Origin of the sequence: Rhodobacter sp. SGA-6-6 (assembly GCF_011043545.1) — a bacterium.
Classification (GTDB): domain Bacteria; phylum Pseudomonadota; class Alphaproteobacteria; order Rhodobacterales; family Rhodobacteraceae; genus Pseudogemmobacter.
This window is the reverse complement of record NZ_JAAKGP010000002.1, coordinates 182,932-200,282: the sequence shown is the minus strand read 5'-3', so window position 1 is coordinate 200,282 and position 17,351 is coordinate 182,932. Positions and strand designations below refer to the sequence as shown.

General features: G+C 71.7%; 18 protein-coding genes. 9 read left to right on the top strand and 9 right to left on the bottom strand.

Annotation, left to right across the window (positions count from 1 at the left end; translation table 11 throughout):
• Positions 1-19: 19 nt before the first annotated feature.
• The 3 genes from G5B31_RS04240 to G5B31_RS04225 form a co-directional block, all read right to left on the bottom strand.
• On the bottom strand, positions 20-694 hold the full coding sequence (locus G5B31_RS04240; RefSeq protein ID WP_165014120.1) for a fumarylacetoacetate hydrolase family protein: 675 nt from the start codon (positions 692-694) through the stop codon (positions 20-22).
• Entirely contained in the window at positions 694-2,670 is a 1,977-nt protein-coding gene (locus G5B31_RS21150; RefSeq protein WP_346763876.1) for a serine hydrolase, read from the bottom strand. The genes G5B31_RS04240 and G5B31_RS21150 overlap by 1 nt, the downstream gene beginning before the upstream one ends.
• 200 nt (positions 2,671-2,870) lie before the next feature.
• Positions 2,871-3,575, bottom strand: coding sequence for an HAD family hydrolase (locus G5B31_RS04225; RefSeq protein ID WP_165014118.1), 705 nt, complete (start codon positions 3,573-3,575; stop codon positions 2,871-2,873).
• A gap of 126 nt (positions 3,576-3,701) precedes the next feature.
• Here G5B31_RS04225 and clpS point away from each other — a divergent pair, with 126 nt between their 5' ends.
• From clpS to G5B31_RS04210, 3 genes are read left to right on the top strand one after another with little or no spacing between them, the layout of a single operon-like run.
• Complete coding sequence (clpS, locus tag G5B31_RS04220) at positions 3,702-4,067, top strand: ATP-dependent Clp protease adapter ClpS (RefSeq protein WP_276616103.1); 366 nt, start codon at positions 3,702-3,704, stop codon at positions 4,065-4,067.
• 18 nt (positions 4,068-4,085) lie between these two features.
• The gene (locus tag G5B31_RS04215; RefSeq protein ID WP_165014116.1) at positions 4,086-5,066 is read left to right on the top strand and encodes a class I SAM-dependent methyltransferase; all 981 of its coding nucleotides are present in this window, start codon (positions 4,086-4,088) and stop codon (positions 5,064-5,066) included.
• Positions 5,067-5,077: 11 nt separating this feature from the next.
• Positions 5,078-5,890 (top strand): SDR family NAD(P)-dependent oxidoreductase, encoded by an 813-nt coding sequence (locus G5B31_RS04210; RefSeq protein WP_165014114.1) that lies wholly within the window; start codon positions 5,078-5,080, stop codon positions 5,888-5,890.
• Positions 5,891-5,908: 18 nt separating this feature from the next.
• On the opposite strand, the gene G5B31_RS04205 is transcribed toward G5B31_RS04210, so the two are convergent.
• Positions 5,909-6,310, bottom strand: coding sequence for a hypothetical protein (locus G5B31_RS04205; protein WP_165014112.1), 402 nt, complete (start codon positions 6,308-6,310; stop codon positions 5,909-5,911).
• A gap of 123 nt (positions 6,311-6,433) precedes the next feature.
• On the opposite strand from G5B31_RS04205, the gene hemF reads away from it, so the two are divergent.
• Entirely contained in the window at positions 6,434-7,300 is an 867-nt protein-coding gene (hemF, locus tag G5B31_RS04200; RefSeq protein ID WP_165014110.1) for an oxygen-dependent coproporphyrinogen oxidase, read from the top strand.
• A 45-nt stretch (positions 7,301-7,345) separates the two neighbouring features.
• Positions 7,346-7,702: a hypothetical protein gene (locus tag G5B31_RS04195; RefSeq protein ID WP_165014108.1), complete on the top strand. Its 357-nt coding sequence runs from the start codon at positions 7,346-7,348 to the stop codon at positions 7,700-7,702.
• Positions 7,703-7,823: 121 nt separating this feature from the next.
• On the opposite strand, the gene G5B31_RS04190 is transcribed toward G5B31_RS04195, so the two are convergent.
• Genes G5B31_RS04190 through hemE form a run of 3 tightly spaced genes read right to left on the bottom strand, consistent with a single transcriptional unit; the run spans position 7,824 to position 10,682 of the window.
• The gene (locus G5B31_RS04190) at positions 7,824-8,723 is read right to left on the bottom strand and encodes an EamA family transporter (RefSeq protein ID WP_165014106.1); all 900 of its coding nucleotides are present in this window, start codon (positions 8,721-8,723) and stop codon (positions 7,824-7,826) included.
• Positions 8,723-9,646 (bottom strand): SdiA-regulated domain-containing protein, encoded by a 924-nt coding sequence (locus tag G5B31_RS04185; RefSeq protein WP_165014105.1) that lies wholly within the window; start codon positions 9,644-9,646, stop codon positions 8,723-8,725. The genes G5B31_RS04190 and G5B31_RS04185 overlap by 1 nt, the downstream gene beginning before the upstream one ends.
• Before the next feature lie 4 nt (positions 9,647-9,650).
• Positions 9,651-10,682, bottom strand: coding sequence for a uroporphyrinogen decarboxylase (gene hemE / locus G5B31_RS04180; RefSeq protein WP_165014103.1), 1,032 nt, complete (start codon positions 10,680-10,682; stop codon positions 9,651-9,653).
• 193 nt (positions 10,683-10,875) lie between these two features.
• On the opposite strand from hemE, the gene G5B31_RS04175 reads away from it, so the two are divergent.
• The 3 genes from G5B31_RS04175 to G5B31_RS04165 all read left to right on the top strand — a co-directional run bounded on the left by G5B31_RS04175 (position 10,876) and on the right by G5B31_RS04165 (position 13,359).
• Positions 10,876-11,364: an ABZJ_00895 family protein gene (locus tag G5B31_RS04175; protein WP_165014101.1), complete on the top strand. Its 489-nt coding sequence runs from the start codon at positions 10,876-10,878 to the stop codon at positions 11,362-11,364.
• Between the two features lie 335 nt (positions 11,365-11,699).
• Entirely contained in the window at positions 11,700-12,626 is a 927-nt protein-coding gene (hemC, locus tag G5B31_RS04170) for a hydroxymethylbilane synthase (RefSeq protein WP_165014799.1), read from the top strand.
• 4 nt (positions 12,627-12,630) lie between these two features.
• Positions 12,631-13,359: a serine/threonine protein phosphatase gene (locus G5B31_RS04165; RefSeq protein ID WP_165014099.1), complete on the top strand. Its 729-nt coding sequence runs from the start codon at positions 12,631-12,633 to the stop codon at positions 13,357-13,359.
• A gap of 77 nt (positions 13,360-13,436) precedes the next feature.
• Here G5B31_RS04165 and G5B31_RS04160 read toward each other — a convergent pair whose 3' ends face one another.
• The gene (locus tag G5B31_RS04160; RefSeq protein WP_165014097.1) at positions 13,437-15,962 is read right to left on the bottom strand and encodes an ABC transporter permease; all 2,526 of its coding nucleotides are present in this window, start codon (positions 15,960-15,962) and stop codon (positions 13,437-13,439) included.
• Complete coding sequence (locus tag G5B31_RS04155; RefSeq protein ID WP_165014094.1) at positions 15,959-16,627, bottom strand: ABC transporter ATP-binding protein; 669 nt, start codon at positions 16,625-16,627, stop codon at positions 15,959-15,961. Before G5B31_RS04155 ends, G5B31_RS04160 begins: the two co-directional genes overlap by 4 nt.
• On the opposite strand from G5B31_RS04155, the gene G5B31_RS04150 reads away from it, so the two are divergent.
• Positions 16,626-17,321 carry an arylesterase gene (locus G5B31_RS04150; RefSeq protein WP_165014092.1) on the top strand — a complete coding sequence of 232 codons (696 nt, stop codon included), beginning with the start codon at positions 16,626-16,628 and terminating at the stop codon, positions 17,319-17,321. The two genes, G5B31_RS04155 and G5B31_RS04150, sit on opposite strands and share 2 nt — an antisense overlap.
• Positions 17,322-17,351 lie beyond the last annotated feature (30 nt).

The following is a 17,351-nucleotide window of genomic DNA, read 5'->3' as shown; positions in this document are numbered from 1 at the left end:
TTTCGGCGAAAAATCGGGATCAGGCCAAGGTGACGGTGGCGGGGGCCAGCCCGTCGATCTCGACGGTGCAGGTATCGCCGCGGCTCAGCGCGCCGACGCCCGCAGGGGTGCCGGTGAAGATCAGGTCGCCGGGGGCCAGCGTCACCAGCCGCGACAGGTGCATCAGGATGCCGGGCACCGGCCAGATCATGTCCGACAGCTTCGCCTGCTGCCGCACCGCGCCGTTCACAAGGCAGCGGATCACGCCGTCGGCCAGCGGGCCGGGGCGGATCGGTCCCATCACGGCCGAGGCGTCGAAGCCCTTGGCCATGTCCCAGGGCCGGCGCGCGGCCTTGGCCTCGGCCTGCAGATCGCGGCGGGTCAGGTCGTTGCCGGCGGCATGGCCGAAGATCAGCCGCTCTGCGTCCTGTTCGGACAGGTTGGCCCCGCCGTCCTTGAGCGCCACCACCAGTTCCGCCTCGTAATGCAGGTCCCGGGTGGCGGGCGGGTAGGGCAGGGTGCTGCCGCTGTCCACCAGCGCATCGGCGGGTTTCAGGAAGAAGAACGGCAGTTCGCGGTCGGGATCGTTGCCGAATTCGCGGGCATGTTCGGCGTAGTTCCGGCCGACGCAGAAGATGCGGCGGACCGGGAAGCGGTCAGCCGTGCCCTCGACGGCGGCGGAGGGTTGCGGCGGCGGCGGCAGGACCCAGCCCATCACGGCCCCAGCGTTTCGCAGGAGACGCCGCGGGCGCGCAGGCGGCGGCAGGCCAGGTCGGCCTGGTCCTCGGTCAGCCCCATGAAATTGGCGTGGTAGCTGCCGCCCTTTTCCGAGATCTTCCGCAGCCCCTGGTTCAGCGTGGCGCTTTCGGCCAGCGCGACTTTCAGCAATTCGCGTTCCGCCTGGGCGCGCGAATTGTAGTCGCCGACGTTGACGCCCCAGTGACGGCCGCCCGAGCTGGACTTGGCCACCACCACCAGTTCCTCCTCCGGCGCTTCGGCGGCGGCGAGTTCGATGGTTTCCGGCTCGGCGCTGTCGAAGATCGGCGCGTTGCGGGTGGGCTTGGCGGCCACGGTCTCGACCTCTGCGACAGCGGGCGTTTCGGAGGCGGGCGATTCGGGCATCGGCGCCACCACCGCGGCGGCGACGGTTTCCACCGCCTCGACCTGCGGCGCCTCGGGCGCTTCGGCCAGCAGCACCTCTTCCGGGGCCTGCACGGTTTCCACCAGGTCCTCGACCGGCGGCGCGGCGGGCGTCTCCTCGGCGGCGGCAAGCTCTACCGGGGCCTCGGCCGCCGGCTCTTCCACCGCCGCGGTCTCCGGGCGCGCCATCGGACGCAGGGCTGCGAGGGCCGGATCGGCCACGGGCGCCTCGGCCAGTGCCACGGCCTGGGCTTCGAGCGTGTTCTCGGGCGGGGTTTCCGCTGCAGTCGCTCCGGCCAGCGCCAAGGCCTGCGCCTCCAGCGTGCCCTCGGTCGGCGGGGCCTCGGCCACGGTGACGGGTTCCTCGGCCACCGGCTCGGCCGCGGCCGATTCGCCTTGCGCCAGCGCATGGGCCTGGGCTTCCAGCGTGCCTTCCGGCGGCGGTTCGGCCAGCGCTTCGCCAAGAGCGTCGTTCACCCCCGCGGCGATGGCCAGTGCCACGGCGTCGGGGACCTCGGGCTCCACCACCGCCTCGGCCACCGCCACCGCGACGGCCTCGGCCGCCACGCCGGGCTTGGCCTTCGGCCGCGGCGAGCGCGTGACCTCGCCCGAGACCCGGATGGTCTTGGCCGAGCCGCCTTCGACGCCCGGCTCGTCCACCGGCCCGGGACCGCCGGCGACCAGCGCGTCGTCGGGCAGGGGTGCCGCTTCCGGCACCTTCTCGCGCACGTTGTTGCGGGCGGCGTTGAAGCCGATGTCCATCAGTTCCGCCATCTTGGCATTGCGCGCGGCGGTGGAGGTGCCGCCGAAGACCGTGGCGATGATCCGCTTCTTGCCGCGCTGCGCCGAGGCGGTCAGGTTGAAGCCCGCGGCCACGGTATAGCCGGTCTTGATCCCGTCGGCGCCTTCGTAGCTGTCCAGGAAGCGGGCGTTCGTATTCCGCACGGTCGCCATGCCCGCATCGGCGGTGCGGCGGGAGAAAATGTTGTAATATTGCGGGAAGTCGTAGAACAGGTGGCGGCCGAGGATGTTCATGTCGCGCGCCGTCGACAGGTGGCCCTCCTGCGTCAGCCCGTTGGCGTTCTTGAAGGTGGAGTTCCTCATGCCGAGCGCGCGGGCGGTCTTGGTCATCCGCTTGCCGAAGGCCTCGGGCGAGCCGGAGATGTGGTCGCCGAGCGCGGCGGCGGCATCGTTGGCCGACTTCACCGCCGCGGCGCGGATCAGGTAGCGCACGGCGATCTTCTGCCCGGTCTTCAGCCCCAGCCGCGACGGCGGCTGCGAGGCGGCGTATTTCGTCACCGTCACCTTGTCGTCCAGGTGCAGGCGGCCGGCCTCGATCTCCTGGAAGACGATGTAAAGCGTCATCATCTTGGTCAGCGAGGCCGGATGCAGCCTGGTGTCGGCGTTCTTTTCGTAGAGCACCTCGCCCGAGCGGGCATCCATCACGATGGCCGCGAAAGGCGCCGCCTGTGCCGGGTGGGGCAAGCCGATGGCCGCGAAGACCATGACACCGATGAGAGCGCGGAGAATCCGCCCGAGAAGCGATTTCACGTCGCCTGTCCCTTATGCCTGTAGTCGGGTCCCGTTTTCGGAACCTCGTTTCTGCCGGGGATCAGGCTAGCACAGGGGGACGAAGCAGAAAACACCTAATTTCCAAGGGCTTTGGGGGATTTCCTGATCCTGTGTCCGAAGCGCTGCGTCCGGCGGTCCGGCAGGGAAGATATGGGGGTGTCCAGGCGGACGCCCCCAAGTTATGGGGCACGTTTTTGCAGCCCCTCCACATGCCCGGGCAGGGCCGACAGGTCGGCGAGGCTGGCATAGCGCGGGTGGCCCTGCGGTTCATCGGCGGATTCCAGCGCCCAGGTCAGGCCATGCGGCACATAAGCGCCGAAGCCGCCGGCCTCCAGCGCCGGAATCACGTCCGACTTCAGCGAGTTGCCGACCATCAGCGCCTGCGCCGCGCCGGTGCCGTGGCGGGCGAAGACGGCGTGGTAGGTCGCGGGCGTCTTGTCCGAGACGATCTCCACCGCGTCGAACAGGTCGCCCAGGCCGGATTGCGCCAGCTTGCGCTCCTGGTGCAGCAGGTCGCCCTTGGTGATCAGCACGATGCGGAAGTCGTCCGCCAGCGCCTCGACCGCCTCGCGGGCATGGGGGAGGAGCTCGACCGGATGGTCCAGCATCGCCCGCCCCGCGCCGAGGAGTTCCGAGATCACCGAGGCCGGGACCCGGCCTTCCGTCACCTCGATCGCGGTCTCGATCATCGACAGGGTGAAGCCCTTCACCCCGAAGCCATAGGCGCCGATGTTGCGCCGCTCCGCCGCCAGCAGCCGCTCCATCAGGGCGCCTTGCTCGGCATGGTCGCGCAGGAGGTCGGCGAAACGCTCCTGCGTCAGGCGGAAATAGGCCTCGTTCTGCCAGAGCGTGTCGTCGGCGTCGAATCCGATGGTGGTCAGCATGGGCGTCCCTTTCCGCCCCTGAATGCCTCCTGCCGCCGGCCCTTGCAATCCCGCCCCTTTTCGTCCCGGGAAAAGAGGCTATATTCCGGCCACGCCCCGGAAACCCGTGCCTTGCAGGAGCAGCCCTTGACCCTTCGTCCCGCCAGATCCTCGGCCGGCGACCGCGCCTCCAGCAGCGGCGGCGCACCGGGCAACGGGCAGGACACCTCGCTTCTGGCCAAGCCGAAGCCGAAGACGCAGCGGCCGCCGATGTATAAGGTGATGCTGCTGAACGACGATTACACCCCGATGGAATTCGTCGTCCATGTGCTGGAGCGGTTCTTCGGCATGTCCCATGCCCAGGCCTTCGACATCATGCTGACGGTCCACAAGAAGGGCCTTGCCGTGGTCGGCGTCTTCAGCTTCGAGGTGGCCGAGACCAAGGTGGCGCAGGTGATGGATTTCGCCCGCCGCCACCAGCACCCGCTGCAATGCACGATGGAAAAGGAATAGGGCCGCCGCGCCCCTCCCATGCGATCCGAACGGCTTGAGAAGGCGCTGCAAGACGGCGCATGGGTGCTGCCCGGGGGGCGGATCGGCGTCTGGCGGCCGCGGGCGGGCGACGACCTGTCGATCCTTCCGAAGGACCGGGTCACGGTGCTGACCGGCTTCCGGCCCGACCACGACTGGTTCGCGGCGCAGGGGTATTCCATGGAGCCGTCGCCCCCCTATGCGGGGGCACTGGTCTGCCTGCCGCGGGCCCGCGACCATGCCCGCGCCCTGCTGGCCGAGGCCGCGGCCTCGGTGGTGCCGGGCGGGCCGGTGGCGGTGGACGGGCAGAAGACCGACGGCATCGAAAGCGTGCTGAAGGAATTGCGGGCGCTGGTCCCGCTGGGCGAGGCGCTGTCCAAGGCCCATGGCAAGCTGGCGGTCTTCCCCGCCGGGCCGCAGCTGGCCGGATGGGCGGCGCGGGAGACCCGGATCGAGGGCGGCTTCCTCACCCGACCCGGGGTGTTCTCGGCCGACGGGCCGGACCGCGGCTCGGCGCTGCTGGCGGGGCTGCTGCCGGCGAAGCTGGGGCCGAAGGTGGTCGATCTGGGGGCCGGCTGGGGCTACCTGTCCCGCGCGGTGCTGGCCCGCGAAGGGGTGAAGCGGCTGGATCTGGTGGAGGCCGAGCGCGACGCGCTGGACTGCGCCCGGGCCAACATCTCCGACCCGCGGGCGCAGTTCCACTGGGCCGACGCCACCCGCTTCCGCCCCGAGCATCTGGCCGAGACCGTGGTGACGAACCCGCCCTTCCACAGCGGCCGCGATGCCGATCCCGCGCTCGGTCTGGCCTTCATCGCCGCCGCCCGCGGGATGCTGGCCCCGGACGGAGCGCTGTGGCTGGTCGCCAACCGCCACCTGCCCTATGATGCCGCGCTGACCGCCGCCTTCCTGGCGGTGGAGGAGATCGGCGGCGACAGCGCCTTTCGCGTGATCCGTGCCACCCGCCCGCGCCGGCGGCCCTGAACGAGGTTCCCATGTCCCTTTCCGTCTCCGGCAAGACCGCCATCGTCACCGGCGCCGCCAACGGCATCGGCCTGGCCATCGCCCGCCACCTGCTGGACAAGGGCGCCCGGGTGATGTGCGCCGATGTCGACGAGGCCCGGCTGGAGGCCGAGGTCGGCGAGGAGGCGCGGGCCGAGGGTGCGGTGCGGCTGTTTGCCGGCGACCTGACCCAGAAGCTGACCATCGCCAACCTACTGTCCGCCACCGTCGACGCCTTCGACCGCGTGGACATCCTGGTCAACGCCAGCCGCCGCTTCGCGCCCTCGGACCCGCTGAACCCCGAAGCCGACGGGGTGGAAGTGATGTGGCAGCAGAACCTGATGACCGCGCTGCGGATGAGCCAGATGGCCGCCCGCCGGATGATCCAGGCCGCCGAGAGGGCGGGGGACGAGGAGGGCGCGCCGCTCGGCTGTATCGTCAACCTGTCCTCGCTGGCCGCGGGGACGACGCAGCCCGGCCTGCTGGGCTATTCCATCGCCATGGCGGCGGTGGAGCAGATGACCCGCAGCCTGGCGGTGGAGCTGGCGCCGAAGGGGATCCGGGTCAACGCGATCTCCTTCGCCTCGGTGATGAGCGCCAGCCTGCAGGGCGCATTGCGCGAGAACCCCGACTGGCACGACCGGCTGGCGGCGGGCACGCCCTTGGGTAGGATCGCCGGGCCGGACGAACTGGCCGAGACGGTGCAATACCTGGCCTCGGACGCGGCGCGCTTCGTCACCGGGCAGGTGATCCGCGTCGACGGCGGGCGCGGGCTCTGCGACCGGGTGGCCGCGCCGGCCTATTGATCATCACTCGGGATACTGTCACTCGGGATACTGGGCCTTGCATTGCGCGATCACCGGCTCCGCCGCGCGCAGCAACTGCCGGCGCTTGTCCTTCAGCTGCGCCAGCTTGCGCGCCTCCAGGTCGAGGTCGATCGACTTCGGCACGGTATAGGTGCGGGTCTCGGTGTCCGGGCACATCGTCCGGCGCGGCGGCTGCGGATTGCCGTTGGCATCGGGCGGCGAGGGCAAGAGGCAGGGCACGAAGGTGCGGTATCTTTCCGTCCGTTTCTCCAGCGCATAGCCGCGCTTCAGGTTGGCCTCGGATTCGGCGATCAGCCGCTCCACCGTGCGCAGGTCGCGGGTGTTGCGGGCGATGCATTGTTCCTGCGGCGTGCCGCAGGCGGCGACAAGGAGAAGGGTCAGGGGAAGAAGACGTTTCATTCCGGGCGACTCGCATTGGGGGTTGCCGCGAGTCTAGCCCCGGCGCAGGGCCATGCCAAACGCCGCGTTGGCCGGGACGGCAAGCGGTGGTAGGAGAGGCCCGGGCGGCAGCAGGAGGCGGCGATGGAGACGGATTTCGAGGCGCGGAAGGACAGGGCGGCCACTTGGTTCCATGCCCTGCGCGACCGGATTGTCGAGGCTTTCGAGGGGCTTGAGGCTAGGGCGACCGCGCCGGGCACGCCCCCCGTGCGCTTCGAGGTGACGCCGACCACCCGCCCGGATGGTGGCGGCGGCCTGATGTCGGTGCTGCGCGGCGGCCGGGTTTTCGAGAAGGTCGGCGTCAACTGGTCGGCGGTTCATGGCCGATTGGGGGAACGCGCACAGGCCGCGATGGCGGCGCGCGGCGTGCCGGGGATGGCGCAGGACCCGCGGTTCTGGGCCAGTGGGATTTCCCTCGTCGCCCATATGGCCAACCCGCATACGCCCGCCGTTCACATGAACACCCGGATGTTCTGGACCCCGGGGGCCTGGTGGTTCGGCGGCGGCGCCGACCTGAACCCCTGCATCGAATATGCCGAGGACACCGCCCATTTCCATGCCGAGATGAAGCGCGCCTGCGACGCCCATGCGCCGGACTACTACCCCCGCTTCAAGGCCTGGGCGGACGAATATTTCTTCGTCCCCCACCGCGGCCGCGCCCGTGGCGTCGGCGGCATCTTCTACGACGACCTGAATACCGGCGACTGGGAGGCCGACTTCGCCTTCACGCAAGCCGTGGGCGAGGCCTTCCTGCCCGCCTTCCTGCCGGTGACCGAACGGCGGCTGGGGACCCCCTGGGGCGAGGCCGAGCGCGAGGTGCAGCTGGTCCACCGCGGGCTTTATGCCGAATACAACCTGGTCTACGACCGCGGCACGAAATTCGGGCTGGAGACGGGCCATGACGCCAATGCGGTGCTGATGAGCCTGCCGCCGGTGGCGAAATGGCCGTGACGGGCTGATTTTCGGCGAAAATCAGGAGGGAAGGAAGGGGCCGGGATGGCGGATATCGTGGTGAAGGCGGCCTATGGCTCGGTCGTCGAGGATGACGGGATGCTTTTCGTCGGCTTCGCCGAGGGGGAGGGCGAGGACGAGCCCTATGTGCTGTTCCGCCAGCCGCTCGGCGGCGGCCCGGTCTGGCTGGAGGTCAACGACGAAAGCTTCGGTGCCGAGGATGCGGTGGAACGGGTGACCGAGGGGCCGAAGGGGCTGGAGATCGCCCTGCGCCCGGGCAAGGCCGCGGCCTTCGGCTATGCCGGCTCGGTGGCGGTGCGGATCGGCCCGGGCTGCGAGGATGCCGCAGAGGCGCTGGAGGCGCTGCGGGGGATGCTGGGCGGGGCGATGATGGCGGGGTGAACCCCGCCCTGGGGGGGTGCGGATGAACACCCGTCCCGGGTCAAGCCCGGGACCTCTCTTTCCAGCGTTCCGCGGTTTGGGGCGAGGTCCCGGGTCAAGCCCGGGACGGGTCTGGTGGTTGCTACGGCGACGCCCGCAGCAGCAGGACCACGCCCGCCAACAGCAGCGCGATCCCGCCCATCTGCCGCGCCGTGGTCCGCTGGCCGAAGGCGAAGCGGGCGACGGCCAGCGCCAGCACCACCTCCACCAGCGCCAGGGTGCGGACATTGGCGGCGGTGGTCAGCGAGAAGGCGATGAACCAGAAGGCCGAGGCCAGCGCGCCGAGGAAGCCCGCCGCCAGCGAGGGCGCCCAGGACCGGAAGCTGCCGGTCAGCGCCGGGCGGGCGCGCAGCCAGAGCCAGAGGCCGAGCACCAGGCTCTGCACCGCCAGCGACAGCGCCAGCATCGCCAGCGCCCGGATCAGGAAGCTGCCCTCGGGCAGGGCGGTGATGCCGCCGCGGAAGCCGATGGCGGCCAGCCCGAAGGCGAAGCCGGCGGCCAGCCCCGGCACGGCGGGGCCGATCCCGGTCAGCATCGCCCGGCTGCCGCCGGGCTTCAGCGTCAGCACCAGAACCCCGGCCACGGCCACCGCGATGGCGCCCAGCATCGGCCAGGTCAGCGGATCGCCCAGAAGCAGCCAGCCCGCCAGCGCCACCAGCACGGGTTCGACCTTCAGCCAGGCGGTCACCAGCCCGAAGCCCTGCGACCGCATCGCCTGCAGCATCATCGCCGTGGCGGTGATCTGCGCGAGCGCGCCGGTGACGGTCCAGGCCAGTGCCGGCAGCGTCAGCCGCGGCAGAGCCTCGCCGGTGATCCAGAGCGCGAGGGCCAGGAACAGGCAGGCGAAGGGCAGGCCGAACAGGAAGCGGGTGTTGGCCGCCCCCAGCGTGCCCAGCCTCGCCGTCAGCCCGGACTGGGCGGCGTTGCGCCCCGTTTGCGCCACCGCCCCCGCCAGCGTGGCCCAGGCCCAGAGGGGCAGCATCAGCCGCCCTTCGCCCAGAGGGCGGCAGGCTGGCCGTCCAGCCGGTAGAACAGGTTCGGCTCCGAGACGATGTAGATCTCGCCCGCCGCGCCGACCGCCACGCCCTCGGCCTGCGGAATGCCCTCGGCCAGCCCGGCCCATCCGCGCCAGAGCGGCAGGACGCTGACGATCTCGCCCTCCGGCGCGTATTCGTAAAGCGCGGCGTTCATGTGGCTGAGGAGGACCAGGTTGCCGGTCGCCTCGTGCAGGGTGACCGAGGACAGGTCGGCGGCCAGGAAGGCATGGCCCGCCGAGGGCGCCCATTCGTGGATGCCGAGCGCCATGCTGCCCCCGGCCAGCGTCTCCTCGATCCCGGTGACGGACAGCACCCGCACCGGCCACATCTCCTGCACCAGCACCAGCCGGTGCCCGGCGGCATCCCAGGAGACGCCCTCGAAGCCCATGTTGTCCTGCGCGGCGAAGTCCAGCGTCAGATGCGGCGCCTGCGCGATGTCCAGCGCGGTGGTCGCCGGGGTGATCGTCACCCAGGACAGCCGGTCCCGCCCCTCGTCTGCGATGATGAAGCGGTCGCCGCCGACATGGGTGATGCCCTCGGGGTCCTCGGCGCCCTGCAGCGGGAAGCTGCGGAGAAGCCGGCCCTCGGGCGACAGCTCGGCCACCTGCGGCGGGCGGTTGGTGACGGTGAACAGCGTGCCGGTCGCGGCCGAGAAGGTCAGGCCGGAGACGTTGTCCGACAGCCCCTCGATCTTCCGCGCCTCGACGGCGGCACGGTAATGCGGCAGCCAGAGGCCCTTGTCCTGCCATTCGGCGCGCTGGCCCTGCATGGCGATCCAGGCCTGCGCCAGCCCGGCCAGGCCGGTGGCCCAGAGACCGGCACAGACGGCGGCCAGCGCCAGGACGGCAAGGAGAAGCCAGCGGCGCATGGGATCAGGCGGACCGGATGGTGTCGAGCATCAGCTGCACGTTGGCCGGGTCGGCATCCGGCGTGATGCCGTGGCCGAGGTTGAAGATATGCGGCCCGTTGCGGAAGGCGTCGACCACCCGCCGGGTCTCGCGCACCAGCGCCTCGCCCCCGGTCACCATGTGGCGCGGGTCGAGGTTGCCCTGCACGCAGCCGCCGGGCTGGACATGCTCGGCCGCCCATTCCGGGGTGACGGAATTGTCCACGGCGACGCAATCGGCGCCGGTGGCGGCGGCGAAGCCGATGTATCCCGGCCCGGCCTCGCGCGGGAAGGCGATGACGGGCAGGCCGGGGTGCTGGTCCTTCAGCGCCGAGATGATGCGCGCGACCGGCTTCACCGCGAAATCGGCGAAGTCCTGGCCTTTCAGGGAGCCGGCCCAGCTGTCGAACAGCTTGATCACCTCGGCCCCGGCCTCGACCTGGGCGGAGAGGTAGAGGATCGTCGCCTCGGTGATGCGGTCGATCAGCGCCTCGAAGGTGGCGCGGTCGGCGGCCTTCAGCGCATGGGCGCCGGCCTGGTCGTCCTTGCCGCGGCCGGCGATCATGTAGGTGACCACGGTCCAGGGTGCGCCGGCGAAGCCGATCAGCGTGGTTTCCTTCGGCAATTCGCGCGACAGGATGCGCAGGGTCTCGTAGACCGGGGCCAGCGTGTCGTGGATCGCCCCGGCCGGGCGCAGGGCGGCGACCTGCGCCGGGGTGGTGGTGGTCTCCATCCGCGGGCCCTCGCCGGCCTCGAACCACAGTTTCGGGCCGAGGGCCTGCGGCAAGAGCAGGATGTCGGCGAACAGGATGGCGGCGTCGAAGCCGAAGCGGCGGATCGGCTGCAGCGTGACCTCGGCGGCAAGGTCCGGCGTGTAGCACAGCGACAGGAAGTCGCCCGCCTGCGCCCGGGTGGCGCGGTATTCCGGCAGGTAGCGGCCCGCCTGCCGCATCATCCACACCGGCGGCACCGGCAGCGTCTCGCCGGCAAGGGCGCGCAGGATGGTCTTCTGGCTCATGGTCTTCCCCGGATCGTGCTGCCCCTCCGCCTGACGCGAAAGCCGTTGCTTTGCAAGCCCCCTCGGCCGGGGCGGCCGGAAACGCGCCGCAATGCCGCGGCGGGTGGGGAGACCTTTACCCCGGGTCGAAGGCGGGTTGCGCCCGGACGCCGGGCCGGGCAGGAAGACATCCCGCAGTTGCAAGGAGTTTCCGATGTCCGACCCGATTTCCCCCGCCCCCCGCCTGTCCGGTGCGAAGCTGACCGGCATGTTCCTGGCCTTCCTGGTCGGCGGCATCCTGCTGGTCTGGCTGCTGTTCTGGCTGGCGGAGCGGTTCCTCGGCTTCTCGCCGCAGTCGAACGCCATGGGCTTCCTGGTGCCGATCTTCGCGGCGATGGCCGTCGGGCAGGTCTGGTATCAGCGCGAGGGCGCGCGGCCCGCCTCGGGCCGGGCCTGGGCGATGGCGGTGCTGTGGACGCTGCTGACGCTGGCGGTCCAGATCGGGTTGCTGGTGCTGGCCTGGAAGGCCGGCCTGCTGACCGAGATGCTGGGCAGCAGCCCCACCGACGAGGACCTGAAGATCTTCGCCCTGGTCCTGCTGGGGATCGGCGTCTTCCAGGTGCTGGCGATGCGGGTGATGCTCTGGGCGGCCTTCCGCGGGGCGGCGAAACAGGCCGAGCGCAAGGCGAAGCTGGCGCGCTAGGAGATCGGCATCCGCCGTTTCTTGCCCGGTCTCTCTGGCGAAGGCCATCGCCTTCGCCACCGCGCAACGCTTCCCCTTGTCCGGCCGGGCCCTCAAGGCCCGGCCAGCGCCCGCCCGCCCCTCGGCGGGCGCTTCTCGCCCGCCCGGCCGGGCGCTGGCCTCTCGGGGTTCAGGGCTGCACCGTCTCCGGTTGAACCGTTTCGCACGGGCGGGGGCGAGGCAGTGCCTCGCCTCATCCCCGCCCGGGCCTGGCGGAGAGGTGATGGCACGGCTGCGGCGCGGCGGACAGTTGCCCTTGCGCCCCCGCTGCGCTAGGCCAAGGCATCATGAGCGACATGCCCTCCCCCGACCGCCCGCTGAAGATCGGAACCCGCGGCTCTCCGCTTGCGCTGTGGCAGGCGCATGAGGTGCGGCGCTGCCTGATGGCGGCCTTCGCCCTGCCCGAGGCGGCTTTCGAGACCGTGGTGATCAAGGTCACTGGCGACCAGATCCAGGACAAGGCGCTGCGCGAGATCGGCGGCAAGGGCCTGTTCACCCGCGAGATCGAGGAGGCGTTGCAGGACGGCGCCATCGACATCGCCGTCCATTCGATGAAGGACATGCCGACGCTGCAGCCCGAGGGGCTGGTGCTGGACTGCTATCTGGAACGCGCCGACGTGCGCGACGGCTTCGTCAGCCCGCGGGCGGCGCGGCTGCAGGACCTGCCGCAGGGCGCGGTGGTCGGCTCCTCCTCGCTGCGGCGGCGGGCGCAGCTGAAGCTGCGGCGGCCGGACCTGCAGCTGGTGGAGTTCCGCGGCAACGTCCAGACAAGGATGCGCAAGCTGGAGGAAGGGGTGGCGGACGCCACCTTCCTGGCCATGGCCGGGCTGACCCGGCTGGGCATGGCGCATGTCGCCCGCTCCGCCATCGCGCCGGAGGAGATGCTGCCGGCCTGTGCCCAGGGTGCCATCGGGGTGGAGCGGCGTGTCGGCGATACCCGCGTGGCGGCGATGCTGGCGGCGATCCATCACGGGCCGACCGGGCTGCGGCTGGCGGCGGAGCGGGCCTTCCTGACCCGGCTCGACGGTTCCTGCCAGACGCCGATCGCCGGGCTGGCGGTGCTGGAGGGCGACAGGCTCTGGCTGCGCGGGGAAATCCTGCGGCCGGACGGCAGCGCCTCGGTCGCGGGCGAGGTCCGCGGGGCCGCGGGCGATGGCGCCGCCATGGGCGTGGCGCTGGCCGGGGAGCTGCTGGGCCGGGCAGGCCCGGGCTTCTTCGGCTGAAGGCATGGCCGACCCCGATCTGGAACGGGCGGTGGAGGAGGCGCTGGACCAGCCTCCGGCCCGGGTGCGGCCGCTGGAGCTGGCGGACGGGCGGCGGTTCTGGCTGAAACGGGTGGAGCGCCTGGCGGGCCGGATGCGGCTGCAGAAGGGCGACCCGGCCCGCAGCTTCGCCGCCGAGCGCGAGGGGATTCGGGCCTTGCAGGCGCAGGGCCTGCCGGTGGCGGGGGTCGAGATGGAGGGGCCGGGCTGGATCGTCCTGCCCGACGCCGGCCCGGTGCTGCCGCAGGTGGTGGCCGATCCGGGCCTTGCCGAGGCCGGGAAGCTGCGGGCGATGGAAGCGGCGGGGCAGGCGCTGGCGCGGCTGCATCTGGCGGGCATGGTGCATGGCCGCCCCGCGGTGCGCGACATCTGCTGGGACGGCGCGCAGGTGCGGTTCATCGACCTCGAACGCTTCCGCGCCGCGCGGCCGGGCGGGCTGCGGCAGGCGGCGGACCTGATGGTGCTGGCGCAGAGCGCTTTCGCCCGCTGGCCGGAGGACGCCCGCTGGCTGGAAGCCGCCTTCGCCGGCTATCGTGCGGAGGGGCCGCCGGGGGCCTTGGCCCGGGCGGGGCGGCTGGCGCTTCTGCTGGCGCCGCTCGGCTGGCTGGGGCGGGCGCTGCTTCTGTTCCGGCCGCAAAGCCGGGAGTTGCGGGCGCTGACGCTGGTGCTGCCCTGGCTGCGGCGGCAGGGGTAGGCCGTGGTGGGGTGGAACCCCACCCTACCGGAAGTCGACGTAGCGTGGGGTTCCACCCCACCAATGCCGACGGTTTCCTAATCCTGCGCCCGCAGCACCTGCGCCGGACGGGCCGACAGCGGCCGTGCGGCGAAGACGAGGCCCGCCAGCAGCGTGGCGATGATCCCCCCCGCGACGATGGCCAGCGCCGAGACCGGCTCGAAGACGTAATCCGTCTCCATCACGAAGCGCATCACCGCCCAGCCGGCGATGCCGCCCGCCGCCACCGCGACCACCCCCGCCGCCGCCCCCAGCAGCCCCGCCCGCAGCGCGAAGCTGATCAGGATGCGGGCGCGGGTGGCGCCTAGGGTTTTAAGGATCGCGGCCTCGTAGATGCGGGCCCGTTCGCCCGCCGCCGCCGCGCCGATCAGCACGATGAAGCCGGTCAGCAGCGTTCCCGCCGCCGCCCAGGCGGTGGCGGTGGCGATGGCCGACAGCGCCTCGGCCACCCGGTCCACCGCCTCGCGGATGCGGATGGCGGTGACGTTGGGCCAGGTCTTCGTCACCTCGCGAAGGATCGTCGCCTCGGCCTCCGGCGGCGCGTAGACGGTGGCGATATGGGTATGCGGGGCGCCGGCCAGCGCGGAAGGGTTCAGCGTCATCACGAAGCCCATGCCGGCGTTGGAGAAATCCACCTCGCGGAAGGAGGTGACCACCGCGGTGATGTCGCGGCCGAGGATGTTGACGGTGATCCGGTCGCCCAGTTTCAGCCCCATCTCCGCGCCTTCCGTGGCCGAGAAGCTGATTTGCGGCTCGCCGGTATAATCCTCGGGCCAGAAGGTCCCGGCGGTGATCCGGGTCTTCTCGCCCGGGGTGGCGGCATAGGTGATGCCGCGGTCGCCGCGGACGACCCAGTGGTCGCCCGCCACCTCGCGCGCCGGGCGGTCGTTGATCCTTGTGATCACCCCGCGCAGCATCGGCGCGGTCTCGGTGCCGGTGACGGCGGGATTGGCGGTCACCCGGTCGAGGAAGGGGCCGATCTGGTCGGGCTGGATATCGACGAAGAAGAAGGCCGGGGCGCGGTCGGGCAGGTCGGTGGCGATGGCGCGGCGCAGGTTCCAGTCGATCTGGCCGGTGGCGGCCAGCACCGAGAGCCCGAGGCCGAGCGACAGGATCACCGGCAGCGCATCGCCCTGCGGGCCGCCGATGGCCGAAAGGGCGGCGCGCAGCGCGGGGCGGCCGCGGGCGGCAGGGCTGCGGGCGAGGCGGCGGGCGGCAAGGCGCAGGCCGAGGGCGGCCAGCGCCAGCACCGCCAGCGCGGCGAGGATGCCGCCGGCGGTGCCGAGCGCCAGTTCCGGGATGCCGGAGGCCAGCGTGGCGGTGCCGACCAGCGCCGCCGCCAAGAGCGCCAGCACCACCAGCCAGCGCGCGCGCGGCCAGTCGCGGGTGCCGCTGCCGCCGCGGTAAAGCGCGGCGGGGCGGATGCGCTCGGTCCGGGCCAGCGGGATCAGGGTGAAGATCAGCGCCGCCAGCGCGCCGTAGAAGGCGGCTTCGGCCAGCGCCCCGGGCGAGAGGCCGATGGTGGCGGGGAAGGGCAGCGAAGCCTCGATCAGCGGCGCGGCCATGAGCGGCACCAGCGCGCCCAAGGCGACGCCGATCAGGATGCCGAGGGCGGCAAGGATCGCCGTCTGCGCCAGGTAGATGCGGAAGATCAGCCCGCCCGACGCCCCAAGCGTCTTCAGCGTGGCGATGGTGGCGGTCTTGCCGTCCAGATGGCTGCGGATGGCGGCCGAGATGCCGACCCCTCCCACCGCCAGCCCGGCCAACCCGACCAGCACCAGGAAGCTGCCGATGTTGGTCACGAAACGCTCGATACCCGGGGCGGCGTTGCGGCTGTCGGTCCAGCGCATCCCCTTGTCGCGGAACCGCGTCTCGGCCTGTTCCTCGAGGGCGGCGAGATCGGCGCCTTCGGGCAGGGTCATCCGGTAGCGGGTTTCAAACAGCGAGCCGGGGACGAGCAGGCCGGACTCGGCCAGCGCCGCGGTCCGCACCACCGTGCGGGGCCCGAGGGTGAAGCCGGTGGAGGCGCTGTCGGGTTCGCGGACCAGCGCGGCGGTCAGCCGGAATTCCTGCGTGCCGAGGCGGAAGCTGTCGCCGATGGCAAGGCCGAGGCGTTCCACCAGCACCGGGTCCATCACCGCGCCGGGCAGGCCCTCGGTCCCGGCCAGCGCCTGCTCTACCGGGATCGGCGGCTCCAGCACCGCCGCGCCGGTCAGCGGCCAGGCGGCATCCACCGCCTTGACCTGCGTCAGCGCTTCGTCGCCCTCGATCACCGCCATCGAGCGGAAGTCGTAGACCTCGGAGGAGGCGGTGGCGATGCCGTCGATGAAGGCCAGTTCCCCGGCATCGGCGGCGCGGTAGGTGAAGCGCATCTCGGCGTCGCCGCCCAGAAGGACCGCGCCCTGATCGGCCAGCCCGGACTGGATGCCGGCGCGCAAGGTGCCGACCCCGGCGATGGCGGCGACGCCGAGGGCGAGGCAGGCGAGGAAGACCCGGAAGCCGCGGATGCCGCCGCGCAACTCGCGCCGGGCGATGCGGAATGCCAGACCGAATTGGGGGCTCATGCCAGCCGCCCGTCGGCCAGCCGGATCACCCGGTCGCAGCGCTCGGCCAGTTCCGGCGCATGGGTGACCAGCACCAGCGTGGCGCCGTGGCGGTCGCGCAAGCCGAACAGCAGGTCCATGATCGCCGCGCCGGTGGCACCGTCGAGGTTGCCGGTCGGCTCGTCGGCCAGGAACAGCGCCGGCCGCGGCGCCGCGGCCCGGGCCAGCGCCACCCGCTGCTGCTCGCCCCCCGACAGCTGGCTTGGATAATGGTCGATCCGGGGGCCGAGGCCCACGGCTTCCAGTTCCGCCCGCGCCCGGTCGAAGGCATCGGCGGCGCCCGCAAGCTCCAGCGGGATCGCCACGTTCTCCAGCGCGGTCATCGTCGGGATCAGGTGGAAGGACTGGAACACCACCCCCATGGTGTCGCGGCGGAAGCGTGCCAGCGCATCCTCGTCCATCGCGGTCAGGTCCTGGCCGAGGGCGCGCACCTCGCCGCCGGTGGCGCGCTCCAGCCCGCCCATCAGCATGAGCAGCGAGGATTTGCCGGAACCGGAGGGGCCGACCAGCCCGATGGTCTCGCCCCGGTTGACGGCAAGCGTGATGCCCCGGAGGATGTCGACCGGCCCGGCATTGCCGGCAAGGGTCAGGCGGGCGTCGGTCAGCGCAAGGACGGGAGCGGACATGGGGAACTTTCTGCAAGGCGGCGTCGCCCTGGTCTATGGCGCATTGCGGGCCGCCTGCAATGTCACGATTGCGTTGGTCTTTTCCGTCGCTGTGGCTGTGGCAGAGCCGCTGACGGTGGTGGCGCTCGGCGACAGCCTGACCGCGGGCTACGGGTTGCCGCCGGAAGAGGGGCTGGTGCCGCAGCTGGAAAGCTGGCTCCGGGACCACGGCGCCGATGTGGTAGTGCAGAACGCCGGCGTCTCGGGCGACACCACCGCGGGCGGGCTGGCGCGGGTGGACTGGGCGCTCGGCCCCGAGGCGGATGCGCTGATCGTCACGCTGGGCGGCAACGACATGCTGCGCGGGCTGTCGCCGTCGGAGGTGCGGGCCAATCTGGACGCGATCCTGACGGCGGCGGATGCGAGGGGACTGCCGGTTCTGCTGGTGGCGATGGCGGCGCCGGCAAATTTCGGGCCGGACTACAAGGCAGAGTTCGATGCGGTCTACCCCGATCTGGCCGCGGCCCATGGCGCGTTGCTGGCGCCGGATTTCTTTGCCGGCTTCGTGGGCGCCGGGGGCTCGATGACCGATCCGGCCAGCTATGCCGGCTGGATGCAGGCCGATGGCATCCACCCCAATGCCGAGGGGGTGAAGCTGGTGGTGGAAGGGCTGGGGCCGAAGGTGCTGGAGCTGCTGGCGAAGGCCGGCGGCTAGGGTTGCTCGTCGAGCACTTCGTGCACTCCT